At 53.6% G+C, this 14,227-nt stretch carries 16 protein-coding genes and 1 pseudogene; 10 read left to right on the top strand and 7 right to left on the bottom strand.

All coding sequences use genetic code 11. The features are described from left to right. Positions 1 to 6 precede the first annotated feature (6 nt). Together AC2FJV_RS07200 and AC2FJV_RS07195 are read left to right on the top strand one after the other, a co-directional pair. Positions 7 to 546, top strand: coding sequence for a TRAP transporter small permease subunit (locus AC2FJV_RS07200; RefSeq protein WP_281973154.1), 540 nt, complete (start codon positions 7 to 9; stop codon positions 544 to 546). Then, positions 543 to 1,853: a TRAP transporter large permease gene (locus AC2FJV_RS07195; RefSeq protein WP_496713217.1), complete on the top strand. Its 1,311-nt coding sequence runs from the start codon at positions 543 to 545 to the stop codon at positions 1,851 to 1,853. Before AC2FJV_RS07200 ends, AC2FJV_RS07195 begins: the two co-directional genes overlap by 4 nt. Before the next feature lie 54 nt (positions 1,854 to 1,907). Here the strand turns inward: AC2FJV_RS07195 and AC2FJV_RS07190 are convergent, their stop codons facing one another. Then, positions 1,908 to 2,267 carry a winged helix-turn-helix transcriptional regulator gene (locus tag AC2FJV_RS07190; protein ID WP_142637835.1) on the bottom strand — a complete coding sequence of 120 codons (360 nt, stop codon included), beginning with the start codon at positions 2,265 to 2,267 and terminating at the stop codon, positions 1,908 to 1,910. A gap of 87 nt (positions 2,268 to 2,354) precedes the next feature. On the opposite strand from AC2FJV_RS07190, the gene AC2FJV_RS07185 reads away from it, so the two are divergent. Further along, a complete protein-coding gene (locus AC2FJV_RS07185) occupies positions 2,355 to 3,446 on the top strand; it encodes an NAD(P)/FAD-dependent oxidoreductase (RefSeq protein WP_496694006.1) in 1,092 nt (363 codons plus the stop codon). A 79-nt stretch (positions 3,447 to 3,525) separates the two neighbouring features. On the opposite strand, the gene AC2FJV_RS07180 is transcribed toward AC2FJV_RS07185, so the two are convergent. The 4 genes from AC2FJV_RS07180 to AC2FJV_RS07165 all read right to left on the bottom strand — a co-directional run bounded on the left by AC2FJV_RS07180 (position 3,526) and on the right by AC2FJV_RS07165 (position 5,624). Further along, a complete protein-coding gene (locus AC2FJV_RS07180) occupies positions 3,526 to 3,879 on the bottom strand; it encodes a c-type cytochrome (RefSeq protein ID WP_425472001.1) in 354 nt (117 codons plus the stop codon). Between the two features lie 92 nt (positions 3,880 to 3,971). Further along, positions 3,972 to 4,844 carry a CopD family protein gene (locus AC2FJV_RS07175; RefSeq protein WP_496713215.1) on the bottom strand — a complete coding sequence of 291 codons (873 nt, stop codon included), beginning with the start codon at positions 4,842 to 4,844 and terminating at the stop codon, positions 3,972 to 3,974. Further along, entirely contained in the window at positions 4,841 to 5,182 is a 342-nt protein-coding gene (locus AC2FJV_RS07170) for a copper resistance CopC family protein (RefSeq protein ID WP_142637842.1), read from the bottom strand. The genes AC2FJV_RS07175 and AC2FJV_RS07170 overlap by 4 nt, the downstream gene beginning before the upstream one ends. A 10-nt stretch (positions 5,183 to 5,192) precedes the next feature. Next, positions 5,193 to 5,624, bottom strand: a complete 432-nt coding sequence (locus AC2FJV_RS07165) for a c-type cytochrome (RefSeq protein WP_496694004.1) — start codon at positions 5,622 to 5,624, stop codon at positions 5,193 to 5,195. A gap of 862 nt (positions 5,625 to 6,486) precedes the next feature. Between AC2FJV_RS07165 and AC2FJV_RS07160 the strand changes: the two genes are divergently transcribed. Then, positions 6,487 to 6,882 (top strand): hypothetical protein, encoded by a 396-nt coding sequence (locus tag AC2FJV_RS07160; protein WP_496694003.1) that lies wholly within the window; start codon positions 6,487 to 6,489, stop codon positions 6,880 to 6,882. Between the two features lie 103 nt (positions 6,883 to 6,985). On the opposite strand, the gene AC2FJV_RS07155 is transcribed toward AC2FJV_RS07160, so the two are convergent. Together AC2FJV_RS07155 and AC2FJV_RS07150 are read right to left on the bottom strand one after the other, a co-directional pair. Then, complete coding sequence (locus AC2FJV_RS07155) at positions 6,986 to 7,933, bottom strand: DMT family transporter (RefSeq protein ID WP_496713213.1); 948 nt, start codon at positions 7,931 to 7,933, stop codon at positions 6,986 to 6,988. A gap of 160 nt (positions 7,934 to 8,093) precedes the next feature. Next, positions 8,094 to 8,350, bottom strand: a pseudogene (locus AC2FJV_RS07150) (site-specific integrase); the annotation flags it as partial. Positions 8,351 to 8,493: 143 nt separating this feature from the next. Here AC2FJV_RS07150 and ehuR point away from each other — a divergent pair. The 6 genes from ehuR (at position 8,494) to eutA (ending at position 14,226) form a co-directional block, all read left to right on the top strand. Further along, a complete protein-coding gene (gene ehuR, locus AC2FJV_RS07145; protein WP_496713211.1) occupies positions 8,494 to 9,888 on the top strand; it encodes a MocR-like ectoine utilization transcription factor EhuR in 1,395 nt (464 codons plus the stop codon). Positions 9,889 to 9,983: 95 nt separating this feature from the next. Then, a complete protein-coding gene (gene dctP / locus AC2FJV_RS07140; RefSeq protein WP_496713209.1) occupies positions 9,984 to 11,003 on the top strand; it encodes a TRAP transporter substrate-binding protein DctP in 1,020 nt (339 codons plus the stop codon). Between the two features lie 138 nt (positions 11,004 to 11,141). Further along, positions 11,142 to 11,714 (top strand): TRAP transporter small permease, encoded by a 573-nt coding sequence (locus tag AC2FJV_RS07135; RefSeq protein ID WP_281973146.1) that lies wholly within the window; start codon positions 11,142 to 11,144, stop codon positions 11,712 to 11,714. A 2-nt stretch (positions 11,715 to 11,716) separates the two neighbouring features. Beyond that, the gene (locus AC2FJV_RS07130) at positions 11,717 to 13,003 is read left to right on the top strand and encodes a TRAP transporter large permease (protein ID WP_496693012.1); all 1,287 of its coding nucleotides are present in this window, start codon (positions 11,717 to 11,719) and stop codon (positions 13,001 to 13,003) included. A gap of 12 nt (positions 13,004 to 13,015) precedes the next feature. Next, positions 13,016 to 13,453, top strand: coding sequence for a universal stress protein (locus AC2FJV_RS07125; RefSeq protein WP_496702261.1), 438 nt, complete (start codon positions 13,016 to 13,018; stop codon positions 13,451 to 13,453). Between the two features lie 8 nt (positions 13,454 to 13,461). After that, positions 13,462 to 14,226 carry an ectoine utilization protein EutA gene (gene eutA / locus AC2FJV_RS07120; protein ID WP_496702259.1) on the top strand — a complete coding sequence of 255 codons (765 nt, stop codon included), beginning with the start codon at positions 13,462 to 13,464 and terminating at the stop codon, positions 14,224 to 14,226. Position 14,227 lies beyond the last annotated feature (1 nt).

Here is a 14,227-nt window from a genome sequence, read left to right as displayed (position 1 = left end):
ACATACATGACCACTATTCTCAGAGTCATCGACGCGATTGCTGGGGCGCTGGCCCTGCTGGGTCGATGCGTAATTTTTGCCCTGATCGTGGCAATGCTGTACGAGGTTGTTGCTCGCTATGCGTTTGGTGCGCCGACGCTTTGGGCGTTTGATATCTCGTACATGCTGAACGGTTCGGTTTTTCTGCTTGGGGCGGCTTATGCCCTGCGCTGTGACGTGCATGTCAGGATCGACTTTCTGTCGCAGCGTATGCCAATGCGGGCGCAGCAGCTGTTGAACGGTGCTGTCTTTCTGTTGGTCATGACACCGATCACGACCATTTTTGCCTGGGTTGCAAGCAAAAAAGCCGGGAAAGCACTGATCACCGGAGAGGTCGAAAGTGTCAGCCCCTGGGCGCCGGTTGTCTGGCCGTTTTACACGGTCATCGCCGTTGGTCTGGCGGCCTTGGCGCTGCAATTCCTGGCTGAGGCGATCAAGTTGCTTTCGGGGCGCAAGAACCCTGGTGAGGCACCGGGCGAACTGGACGGCATGGAAGAAAACCAATGACACCATTACTGATGTTTGCAGCCCTTTTTGTGCTGGTCTTTGCCGGAGTGCCGGTGGCCTTTTCGCTCATCATCATCTCCGTCGCCTTTGGCTACATGATGTTCGGCGAGCTGATCTTTTTGCAGCTTTATGGTCCGCTGCTTCATACGGCTTCGAATTTCGTACTGGCAGCAATCCCTCTGTTCATTTTCATGGGGGCGATACTTGAGCGTTCGGGGATCGCGAAACGTCTGTTCTTTGCACTGCAGTTGTGGCTGGGCGGCTTGCCCGGTGGATTGGCGCTGTCGACGATTGCAATGTGCGCGGTTTTCGCCGCCGCATCCGGCGTTGTAGGTGCGGTCGAGATAGTTGTGGGGTTGATGGCCATCCCAGCCATGACCAAAGCGGGTTATCGTAATGACCTCATCGCGGGAACAATCTGTGCAGGGGGCTCACTGGGGACAATAATTCCACCCTCGGTCATTGTGGTCGTCTATGCGTCGATTGCGCAGCTGTCGATTGGCAACCTGTTTGCCGCATCTATCCTGCCCGGCCTGCTGATGGTGGTGTTCTTCGTGCTCTATATCTTGGTGCGCAGCATGGTCCGACCTGCTGACGCTCCTCCGTTGCCACAGGCAGAGCGCGCGATGCCAACCGGCCGTAAGATGAAGGTGACGTTGACGGCATTGTTGCCCCCGCTGGCATTGATTGTCCTGGTGCTGGGCTCGCTTCTGGCCGGTGTCGCCTCGGCTACCGAAGCTGCCGCAGTCGGGGCCGCCGGTACGATCCTGCTGGCTTTGATGTTTCGGGAACTAAACCTGAAACTGATGTCCGAGGCACTGAATGTGACCCTGCGCATCACCGCTATGATCATGTTGATCGTGGCCGGAGGCACGATGTTCACCAGCATCTTTGCGGTCACCGGAGGCGGACAGCTGGTGCGCGATACCGTTGCCGGGATCGGGTATGGCAATGCCGGTATCATCGCATTCTTTTTGTTGGTGGTCTTTTTCGCGGGCTTTGTACTGGACTGGGTGTCGATCGTTCTGATTTTCATTCCGATCTTTGCCCCGATCGTGAAATCCGCCGGAATCGATCCGATCTGGTTTGCCATGATGGTTCTAGTGGTGATTCAGACTTCGTATCTGACACCGCCAATGGCACCGTCGATTTTCTATCTTCGCTCAATCGCTCCGCGTGACATGAGCTATGGGCAGATGTATCGCGGCGTGTTGCCCTTTGTAGGGGCGCAAATGCTGGTTCTTTTGGTTATCATCCTGATCCCCGAAGTGGCGACATGGTTGCCAGAGATATTGGTCGGGCTTTGACATAGATCTTGGTCTTGCCCCTTCAGATGCCTGGCCCCTGTTCAATGGGCTAGGTCATCGCCCTAGTTGTTTCGAAAGATCTTTCGGTTCCGGTAACTTGTCCGCATTCTGCGCCGCCCATTGATGCATCTCATACAGCAGTGGAAGCAGGCTTTGACCCAGAGGTGTGAGGCTGTATTCGACATGCGGCGGTATGGTCTTGAAGTCTTTGCGAGAGACAAAGCCCGTCGTCTGCAACTCGGTCAGCTGGCGCGTCAACGTTCGATGCGTGATGCGTCCGAGGTTTCGCTGAAGCTGGTTGAACCGGCAGTCCCCCTGCGAAAGCCAGTAGATGATCAACAGCTTCCATCGACCTGAGATCGCTGAGATCAATGCTTCGATCTGACAATGATCCTCTAACTCATCATGTTTCAAGGCAGTATCCTATATGACCGTACTTGTTCGTGTGAACGTGCAATTTTAGATAGTGGTCAGAACGTTATGCCGCAACGGGGGGACCCTATGGCGAAGAAGAAAATTGTGATCATTGGCGGGGGCTATGTCGGGTTTGAAGTTGCCCGGGAACTGGACGCTTGCGCGGACGTCACCCTGATTGAGCAACGCGAAGCGTTCGTGCATCCGCCTGCAGCGATCCGCGCGCTGGTTGAACCCGCCTTGCTGGACCAGCTCATCCTGCCATACGACAATCTGCTTCAATCGGGTAAGGTCGTGCGCGGGCGCGCCGTTTCGGTCTCTGAAACCGAGGTCACTTTGGAATCTGGAGCTGTCTTTCCGGCGGACTATATCCTGATCGCCACCGGATCATCCTATGCAGCGCCGTTCAAGCCGTCGGGTGACAGCATTGCGGATTTTCAGCAAGCGAGCAAAGACGTCAGCGCGCTATTGGCCAAAGCGAATTCAGTTGTGATCGTAGGGGCAGGCGCTGTCGGGACAGAGCTTGCGGGCGAAACCGCCTCGGCACATCCGGGTAAATCCATCACCCTGGTTTCGTCGGATGATATCTTGTTTCCCAAGTACCCGGCCAAGCTAGGCGCGCAGCTCAAAGGTAAGTTGGAACGGCTGGGCGTCACTGTCATTCTCGGCCAGAGGGCGCAGGATTTACGCCATTTGGATCGGCCCTACGAAGGATCCGTGAGCTTGACCGACGGTAGAGTGATTGCGGCAGATCTTATATTTCCGGTGGTTGGATCGAAACCCCAATCGTCTTTGGTTCAAAGCCTTCCGGGCGTGTCGGCTGATGCATTGGGTAGGGTCAAAACCGACAAATGGTTGCGACCGTCAAGCTATCCGAATGTCTTCGTCGGCGGTGACATTGCCGACATTGGCGACGGAATGACAATCGTAGCAACGGCACGGCAGAATCCGTGGCTGATCAAAACGCTTAAGAAAGTAATCGAGGGCGCACCCGTTGAAAGTCAGAAACCCTACGCGCCCTGGAAAAAAGCACCCATTCTGGTGCCCCTTGGGCCGGTCATCGGCAGCAGCTGGCTTTTTGTGACAGTGGGTGACTGGATCACACGCAAGATAAAGGGGAAAGATATTTTCATTCCCAAATATCGAAAGGCTTTTGGGATTTCGAGCTCCGGAAAATAGTTCCTCCTGAACATTGCGATTTGCCAACGTTCAGGCATCCCACACAGATGATGTCTCTGACATTCGTGTTGGCCTGCCTCTAGTCGTGTGCGAGGTTGCGACTGGCTTGTGCCTGCTGAATATCTTTCGGCCATGTGGAACGGATATAAGCCAGAACATCCCATATGCCGTCATCAGTCAAAGTGCCTTCGAAACCCGGCATGCCACTGTTGAAATTCTTGACGCCGCGTGCGGCCAGTGTCTTTGCACCGCCGAATTTGGTGTAGTCAAACAAAAGCAGGCTATCATGGTGCCATGTGTGCCCGGTCACGTCATGTGGTGGCGCAGGCATCACACCGTCTTCACCCGGTGTTTGCCAGTTGGGTTGGCCTTCCAGGTTAACGCCGTGGCACGCGGCGCATTGATCTACGTAGAGCCTCTGTCCATTCGCCACGTCTCTGTCTGTAAACGTATGATCCGCGGCAACGCTGGAATAAACGCTGCATAGGACCAATATAAATAAGTGCCTGGTCATCTCCACCCACCTCAATTCGGAAGCGTCAGAACGGTTGTTAGTGTCGCCGTAGTTGTCAGCACCGCCAGAACGATCAGCGCCTCAACGTCGATGGAACGGGCGAGGTGCTGCGCCGCCTTGGTATCTCCGTCTAGCATTGCCGGAACAAATCGAAGCTTGTTCGCGGCGGCTAGGATCAATAGCAGCCCTACAAATAGTACTTTGAGCAACAGGGCCTGCCCATAACCAGTGGAGATGAGCGCTCGGAGATCACCAACAAGCAACCAAGCCATCCAGAAACCTGCGACGATCAATGCGGGTACCATCAGTGCCGCAGCTTGGCCAAACCTATGCCCAAGTGCAGCAGCGTCTGCAATTTGCTCAGGTTGAAGAGCCATACTCCGCAGCGGGCTGAATATGCCTACCCAGAAGGCTACACAGAGCAGGTGTGCTAGTAACAAGAGTTGGGTACCAAAATTCTCTAGATCCGATAGGTGCCCGATCTGTGCAAAGGACCACAGAGCCATCGTGCCACCCACAAGTGCGATCCCTAAACCAAAGCGCGGAACAGACAATCCGACAAGGATCATTGCTGCGCCTATCACTCGAAGAACAAATACATCGCCTACGGAAGTCTGCCAGAGTAATCCAAGCATTTCGGGGTCGACCAGCCCATCCGCTCCGCCCGTCAAGAGGGCACCACTAAGCATGAATCCCAGTGCCGTCGCGATGAGAGCAAGCCACGCCAAGGCCATGGATTGGCGTTTCATCGCCAGGCTTATCGGTATGACCAAGCTGGAATAGAGACACTTAACGACCACAAGGCCAGTGGCCCCCGCAAAGCCGATATAGAGTGCTAGCTTTGCGAGGATTGCAGCAATTTCCCAGATGTCTGGCATGCTCATTCCACAGTAAAGGTAAACGCGCCCTGCATAGCATGACCATCCTCACCTAAACCGCGCCACTCGATGACATAGGTGCCCGCGCCATTGCCTGGCAGTGGAATTTTGAACTTCTGAGCAAATCTTGCCTGGTCGCCTAGATCCAGTCGTACTGCCCCGTGTTCTTCATGTGCCATCTCTATCCGGGTCAACCGGATGTCTTTCGAGAAATTGAGGCCAATTTCAGCGGGCACAATCGTTACTGTGGTTCCATCTGCAGGTGTTGTTTCTGTGGCCTTGGAATGCGCCAGCGCAAAATTGGGGAGCGCGGCCAAGAGTATAAGCGTTACAATCTTCTTCATGGGGCTATCCTCAATTTATTCCGTTGGCGCGCTGGATATCGCGAATGTAGGCGATCACCATAGCGACGTCACCTCGCGTCAAGCCGTCGACGGGTGGCATGTCTCCAAACTGCCAATGGTGACTTCTTACACCCTGTGAAACCGCCCTCTGAAACGCTTCATCAGCGTGGTGACTAGGTTCGTAAATCTTGTGGATCAGTGGCGGTCCTGCGCCGTCAATTCCGACCGCATTGACACCGTGGCAAGTGGCACAGGAGGCATCAAAGACCCGCTGGCCGATTGCTGCATTGCCCTCAATAGGCGGCATCTGAATTGCGACTAGGCCGTCTCTTGAAACTGTCGCCTGGGGGCTGGCTTCTTCGATTGGGTCTGAACGAAAAACTATGAAAGCGGCAACAGCCGAGACGACGCAAGCGCCGATTAACACGTGACTTTTCTTCATGGGTTGAACCTGACTTTGTAGAAGCTGGAAGTGCTGCGGCACATCGCAAACAGCCGCAAGGGCCGGTCACTTAGGCGCGCGCGGATTTTGGCAGCTTCAAAGGTCAGGGGGTCTGTAGGGGCTATCTGGTTCAGTCAACTTGGATTGGGATACAATCTGGAACTCTCGGTCAAGCTGATATTGGTTCCACACGACTTGGCTGTTCTGCGAGATCAGTACGACGGCTTGGCAAAGCGAAGGGTTACACTCTCCGGTTCCGGCATTATCCGTGTCGTGATGGCTGCTTTGGGCCGAGATGTCAGGGATGCTTTTCACCGCGGCGGAGTGTCCCGCCGATTGCATATGGTCCCCGCAGTGAAGCCCGACGCAGGCATGAGACTCGCCACCAAATCCGGCCAGAATGACCAGAAGACTCGTCAATAGCGCAAATGTGTTTCGTCGGATGACCATGATTCCGGACGCTAATGCAGCGGAACACACAAGACAACGCCTGCAGCTTCATTATGCCCCACGCCGTTCTAAAGGAAATTACGACGCTGATTTTCGTGATGGGGCATTCCCCGCTCTTGTCCGGCGCGCGATTCTCATCAAATGCAGAGAGTCCGGGTCTATTTTGATTTCTATCAGTCGGGCCTAGCAACTGATTAGCGGCCAAACGGCAACACAGGTCGCAACATTGTCAACGCGCAGAATCTCACTGGAACCAGCCAAGTTCCAGCCGTGCGGTGCCATTAATTTGGGGCAACGTTGTGGTCTGAGGGTGCTGGTGTTTCTGCTTCTTTGACCCGCGTTCAGGCGCGCTTATTGAGAACTTTGAACCAAAGATATATTTTGACCGGATTGCGAACGAAAAGGAAAGTTCATGATCAGAACTACTGCACTGGCGCTCTTAGCGCTCCACTCGGCAACCTCGGCATTCGCAACTGTTGGGCTGTATTGCGAGGCCCCTGATGGATCAGGCGCTGTATTTGATGTCGGATTGGGAACTGTCCCTGGTCTCGCAGTCGTAAGCGCGACCATTCACGCAGACGGCAAACACTGGAGCCTTACTGAAGTCGATGGTGCGATACCAATCATCGTGGCACAGGGGGCCGATGTCGATATGCGTACTGTAATCGACTTCGCCGATCCCGAATACAGTCGGATCGTTGCCTCTGTTCGATTGATAACCGCTGTCGAAGGAGACGAATCCGTCACTGTAGGCACGCTCACAATTCCGGAAATCGGTGCCTTCCCGCTGGTTTGCGAAGGGCCGTAGCCGCCCGATGTTGTTCAATGTACGGGGCTAACTCGGCGGAAGCGGTCATCCGAAATTCTGCTTTGCTCAAATGTCTGAAATTTGGCCGAGAGCGAGAGTAGTTTTAGATTGGAGGTGCCGCACGTTCTGTGACCAATTGTCTGGCTACGACTCTTTCGCGATGAATCATGTACAGCCCTGCACTGATGATGATTGCAATACCAAGTAGGCTAAGCGTGTTCGGGAAGTCATTGAAGACAAGATAGCCGAACAGGGTCGCAACTGGCAGCTCAAAGTACTGCAAAGGTGCCAATGTGGCTGAAGGCGCGAACGAAAGCGCATAGGTCATCATCATGTGGCTCACCGTTGCAAAAAAACCAGCTCCCAAAAGCCACAACAAAGCGATGTCTGTCGGCCAAACAGGATCGAACAGCTCCGGACCAGAGCCTTGCGCAAATATTAAGATTGGAATGGAAAACAGGCTGGCAATCAGGCCAGTGTGGAATTGCAGAGCCACGGGATGCATCCGACGTGACAATCCTCGCGTCACAAGAATGTAGAAAGCGAAAGCAACTGCCGTACCAAGCGGAATTATTGCAACCGCGCCGAAGGCCGCGAAACTGGGCTGGATGACGAACATTACCCCAACAAACCCGACAAGAGCTGCCCCGACACGACGCGGACCTACGTCTTCACCAAGGTAAAACTTACCAACCAACAAGACAATGAACGGGGCCACAAACACGATTGCCAACGCATCGGCGAGTGGCATCACACGGATGGCAGCAATGAAGCAAAAAGTTGCGAACAGCAAAAGTAATGAGCGGAATGCGAGTGCGATCAATTTGCCTCGCGCTACATGCAACGACAGCCCCATTATCCAGACGAACGGGGCCATCAACACGCACTGCACTACAAAGCGAGCAGCCGTAATCTGCCCAACTGGTACGCTAGCCGACGCGAGTTTTGCAGCTACGTCCAGCAAAGGAGCGGTGAGGCAAAATCCAAGCATCAGTGCAACTCCTGCAAGAATGCGATCCGTAGATTGAGGTATGGAATCAGCCGAGGACATCTCATCTTGTAGAAACGTCGCTAAACGCGTGTCTGTTCTCTATGCGACGCGGAGCAAAAATCCCTCAACTTGCGAGTTGGGGGTGGGTTCGAATTTGCGCTAGCAACGAACAGCAGGTTCGATGAGATGCGCAGCAGCAGATGGCCGGTTCAAAATTGGTCTACAAGCTCTTGATCTCGATTGCTGCTGCGATGGCAAAGGCGTCTTCAAGCTCGACGCTCAGATGCCGAACCGTGCTTACCATCTTTGCATGACCCAAGAGCAACTGAACCGCCCGAAGACTTCCTGTCTTTTCTTGTAGAACTGCGTGACTTTGGTCCGGCGCATTGAAAGAGTTCCATAGGCGCTGGCCTCGAAGCCAATGGGCTTCATCCAGTCCCGGACAATCCGCGCAAACTGGCGTGTTGAGATGTGCAGGAAAACCAAGTGATAGATCCGCGGTCACAGCAACTACTTTCTTCCCAAGGGAGACCCATACAAAAAGCTGTAATTCCGACACCTGTGAAGCTCTTTGTGATTGATCTGCTTGTTCGCGAATTCGAATTGGTTACTATTGTCGCATGACAAATTGGAAACCATCCCGAGATACGCTGAGTTCACCGCTGCATACGAGCCTTGCCACGATGATTGCAGGCGCGATTGAAGACGGCAGTTTGTCACCGGGACAGAAATTACCAACACACCGGAAACTGGCCGATGACCTGAGGTTGAGCGTTAATACCGTCAGCAAAGCATACGACATTCTGCGTCGCCAAAACCTGATCGATGGTCAGATTGGGCGTGGCAGCTATGTTGTCGACACTGACAAAACCGACGGACAGCCATTCAAGTTAGAGTCAGAACCTCGAAACTTGTTCGACATGTCGATTTCGCGCCCCTTGTTTAATGGCCTGCATGTTGAGGCGATGCAATCAACGCTGAGGACTTTGCATGCCGGGCTCGACCCGGCAATATATCTTTCTACACGCCCGAATGTAGGCCACGAAACTCACCGAAAAACGGGAGTCAAATGGCTTTCACATTGCGGCCTTGAGACAAATGCAGATTCAGTCCTCATGACGAACGGGGTAACGCATGGAATGTCGGCAGCAATGTCTGCGATATTGCGTCCTGGCGACGTCATTCTGTCAGATATGGTCACGCATCACCTCTTGGTTTCGAGTGTCGCATATTTCGGATACCGACATGTTGGCCTTGAAACTGATGAGCACGGAATCCTGCCCGATGCATTGGAAAGGGCGTGCGTTGAAAAGTCTCCTAAAGCATTGTATTTATTGCCATCTCTTGCCAACCCTAATGTACACATGATGCCAGAGGAACGTCGGCGCGAAATTGCTGCAATCGCCCGCAAACATAAGCTGCATATTATTGAAAACGATGCATTTGGTCCGGTCGCAGCGGATCGCCAGCCGCCTGTTTCGATGTTCGCACCAGAACTGTCGGTCTACCTGACAACGTTCACCAAATGCACGGTCAGCGGGTTGCGTGCGGGTTATGCCGTTGCTCCGGACCATTTGCTTCCTGCTTTGACAGCGAGACTGATCGTATTTGGTTGGATGGCAACGCCGCTAATCTGCGAACTTGCCTCACGCTGGGTGGAAGATGGCACAGCACAAGCGCTGGCGGATTGGCAGCGCGCAGAAATCGTCAAGCGGTATCACATAGCAACGCAAGAGCTTGCTGGTTTTAAATGGACGGGCCATCCGGCCAGTTTGCATCTTTGGTTGCAGCTCCCACCAGATTGGGATTCCAACAGTTTTGTCGCCCATGCCCGCGAACTAAATGTTGCGGTGTCCCCTGAAAGCCCATTCCTTTCTCCCAAGGCTACCCCAACAAATGCAGTGCGCATTTCGGTGGGAAGCATTCGCGAAATCGAACGTTTTCGCCAAGCTCTGAAGCTTCTGGCCGGTTTACTTTTGCGCCCACGCGAGCCTTTGCCGCAATTCGCTTATTAGAATGTAGCGCAACAATATAATAATTGACTCGCAGTACAATCTTCGGGATGTGGTGGAACATCACTAACAAAGAAGGTGATATCTGGGAGGATATGATGACCAAGACTGCACGTTTTACCTTGCGCGTCTGCGCACCCCTTGCTGCTGCATTGCTAATCTCAACTGCTGCTTATGCGGACAATTGGCGCTATGCTATGGAAGAGGGGCTGACAGATCCGCAAGGCCTGTATGCCACCAAGTTCAAAGAGGAAATCGAAGCCAACTCGGATCACACAGTTCAGATTTATCCTGTGGGTACGCTTGGTGAATCGGCCGACGCCATGGAGCAGGCCCAGGCTGGATTGCTGCAGTTCATTGATCAATCTCCAGGTTTCACCGGTGCGTTGATCCCAGAAGCCGAAGCCTTTCTGGTGCCATATATCCAGCCGACGGACCCTCAAGTCGTGCGCAAGTTTTTCAAAGAAGGCGTCGCTGTAAACGAGATGTTCCACGACATCTATCGCGAACAGGGACTGGAATTGTTGTCGGTGTTCCCGGAAGGTGAAATGGTGGTCACTACAATGGAGGAATTTCGGACACCTGCCGATTTGGAAGGTATGAAAATTCGGACCATGACCTCACCATTGCTTTTGGAGACTTACACGGCCTTCGGCGCTTCCCCGATTGCAATGCCTTGGGGCGAGCTGATCGGCGGACTGAAAACTAAAATGGTTGACGGGCAAGAAAACCCGGCAATTTGGATCGAGGCCTATGATCTGGATAACCTGACTAATGTGATGACCTATACCGGACATGGTCAGTACACGACTGCTGTGATGGCAAATGCCGAGTTTTACGACGCGCTAAGCGATGCGGACAAAGAACTTGTTCAGAATGCGTCGCAAGTCGCACTCGATTATATTCTTGATGTTGCCGTCGAACTGGATGCAACCGGTCTGGCAAAAATTCAGGAGAGCAATCCGGGCTACACAATAAACCGGCTAACCGAGGAAGAGCGTGCACCCTTTAAAGAACGTGCAAAAGCGGTCGAAGCAGCCTTTGTCGAAAGAGCGGGCGAACGTGGCGCTGCTATCCTCGAGCAAATGAAGAAGGATCTAGCGGCTGCGCAGCAGTAGCGCTTTGCCACAGGCATCCATCACGTTTGCGATGTGTTCATCTGAAAAATCGATGCAGGCCCAGAACCATAGTTCGGGCCTGCAATTTGGAAATAGTAAACCGGCGATCAGCCTATGTTGCGAATGTTCGGGGGGAATATGAGCGAAACGACGAAGAAAAAGTCGGGCCTTGCCGGAATTGTTGATGGCATTGACAAGGGGATCGCTGCGCTTGAGCGGGTGATCATGGCCACAGGCGTCATTCTGATGGCAGTCAACACCATCGCAAATGTCATCAGCCGGTTTGTTTTCAACCACTCCATTATATTCGCCGAAGAGTTGAACAGTATATTCATATTGTTGGTGACATTTGCTGGTATCGGCTACGCCGCGCGCCATGGTCGGCATATCCGCATGTCCGCCATCTCAGACGCGTTACCCGAACGGGTCAGAAAAATCTTGATGGTTGTAGTCACGGGAGTCACCGCTGTGCTGTTGCTGCTCTTGGCGTGGTACGCTGTGCAATACATCATCAGCATGTACGCAAAGGGGCGGGTCTATCCTGCCCTCGGATTCCCTGTTTATCTCAGCTACATCTGGGTGCCGATTGGGCTGTTTGTGACCGGGGTTCAATACGCGCTCACTTTCATCAAAAATCTTCAGGAACCTGAAATCTACCTGTCAACTGATCTGCGAGAAGCAGATGCGCGGGAACTGGAAGTGGAGCTTTAACCATGGCACTCTTAATGTTTTCCGCAATGGTTGTCCTGCTGCTTATGGGTTTCCCGATGATGGTACCCCTCATTGCCGGCGCGTTCATCGGCGTGATCGAGTTGTTTGGCACAATCGACAAAACTGAGTTTATGATTCAGCAAATGTTGGGTGGTATCCGGCCCTCTTCATTGATCGCCGTGCCTATGTTCATTCTGGCAGCGGATATCATGACACGTGGCCAGTCCGCAGGGCGGCTGATTGATATGGTCATGGCCTTTGTTCGCCATGTTCGAGGGGGGTTGGCCGTCAGTACAGCTGCGGCTTGCGCATTGTTCGGTGCCGTGTCCGGGTCCACCCAAGCCACGGTCGTTGCGGTGGGAACGCCACTCAGGCCCCGAATGCTGAAAGGTGGCTACAAGGATTCTTTCATTTTGGCCCTGATCGTCAACTCAAGTGACATCGCGTTCCTGATCCCGCCCAGTATTGGGATGATCATCTACGGTGTAGTTGCCAAGGCCTCCATCCCTGAACTGTTCATCGCGGGCATCGGGCCCGGATTGTTAATCCTGTTCATGTTCTCGGTCTACAGTATGATCTACGCCAAATTAAATGACGTCCCCACTGAACCGGCCGCCACATGGTGCGAACGCGCGGTAGCGGTTAAACGGGCCTTGTGGCCGCTGGGTTTCCCGGTTCTGATCATCGGCGGCATCTTCTTCGGCGTTTTCAGCCCGACCGAAGCCGCAGCAATCAGCGTGGCCTATGCGGTGTTGCTGGAAGTCTTCATTTTCAAAACAATGAAAATCACCGGCCTATACCAGGTCGCCCTGTCAACGGGCATGGTAACGGCGGTAGTTTTTATTTTGGTGGGTGCAGGTGCTGCCTTTGCCTGGGTTCTGTCATTCGCGCAGATACCGCAACAGATTTTGGGCGCTCTTGGCATTGATGAAATGGGGCAGATCGGCGTCCTGTTCACAATCGCGATTGCGTTCTTCATCGGCTGTATGTTCGTGGATCCCATCGTGGTCATCTTGATCTTTGTTCCGATCTTTGCGCCCGTGGTCGAGAAAACCGGGCTGGACCCAATTCTGGTCGGCACTTTGATCACATTGCAGGCCGCCATCGGCTCGGCCACCCCGCCGTTCGGATGCGATATCTTCACGGCGGTAGCGGTGTTCAAACGTCCCTATCTGGAAGTAATCAGAGGAACGCCGCCTTTCGTGATCATGCTTTTGAGTGTCTCGGTTTTGATGATCTTCTTCCCGCAGGTGGCACTGTTTTTGCGCGACATCGCATTTAACAAATAAAAGGAGCGACAAATGTTCAAATCAATACTCGCTGCTTTTGACGGGTCTGAAGGATCAGAGGCCGCCCTTCGCAAAGCCGCCGAATTGGCTAGGTTGTGTGATGCGGAAATGTTGGTACTGACGCTCTACCGTCATCATTCAATACTGGAAGGATCGATGTATGTCATTGATGCAGAAAAGCCCGATGATATTGACGGGATCATGCGCGATCACGCAAAGATAACTGCTGAACGCGGCGCGTCCATTGCGCGCGAGGCGGGGTGCGAGAACATCCGGGCCTTTGTCAAAGGCGGGCCAACGGCGCGGACTATCGTCAGCTTTTCCAAAGAACATCAGAATGACCTGATCGTCATGGGCAGCCGGGGATTGGGATCGATTGAGGGCTATTTGCTGGGCAGCGTCTCTCACAAGGTGACCAGCCTTGCGCAATGCCCGGTTCTGGTGGTGTGAGGATGGCAATGGCTTTGGATATACAATCTTCGACTTCGTCTGTGGCTCTCGCGCTGGATGCTCGCCCTGTCACACATCGTATCGGGCTGGTCACGCTGGCCACGGATCATACGACGGAAACTGATTTCGCACGCATTCTGCATGGGCATGATGTGGGCGTATATGTAAACCGGATCGGGTTTGAAAACCCAACCACACATGAAAGCCTTTTGAAGACAGGGCCGCTGCTGACCGATGCCGCAGCAGAGATCCTGCCTGGCGAGGCGCTAGATGTATTGGTCTATGGATGCACTGCAGCTTCGGTAGTGTTGGGGAACGACAAAGTGGCCGAGCACATGAACAGCGCAAAGCCAGGCACGCCATGCGTCACACCCAGCTCGGCAGCCTTTGATGCATTTGAGGCTTTGGGGGTAAAAAAAGTAAGTGTTCTTACGCCCTATACGCAGGATGTGACGGATTCTCTGGTCACCTATTTCTCGCAACACGGCCTCGACGTGGTGAACGCTGTTTGCTTTGGATTGTCCGATGATCGCGACATGGCGCGCGTCTCAAGGGACAGCATTATCGAAGGTGGTGTTGCTGCGTGCGATCCCGATGCTGATGCGCTTTTTATTTCCTGTACGGCGGTGCGTGCCGCCCCATGTGTCGCACAATTGGAGGCCCGGCTTGGCAAACCGGTTGTTACCTCCAATCAGGCGATGGTTTGGCGCTGCATGAGGCATCTTGGGATTACTTCTAATTATCCCGCGGGCGGTATGTTGTTCAGTAAATAGG

The organism is Ruegeria sp. CDSA241 (assembly GCF_059611265.1).
Note: the sequence above shows the minus strand (reverse complement) of the source record. Positions and strands in the feature narration are given on the sequence as shown.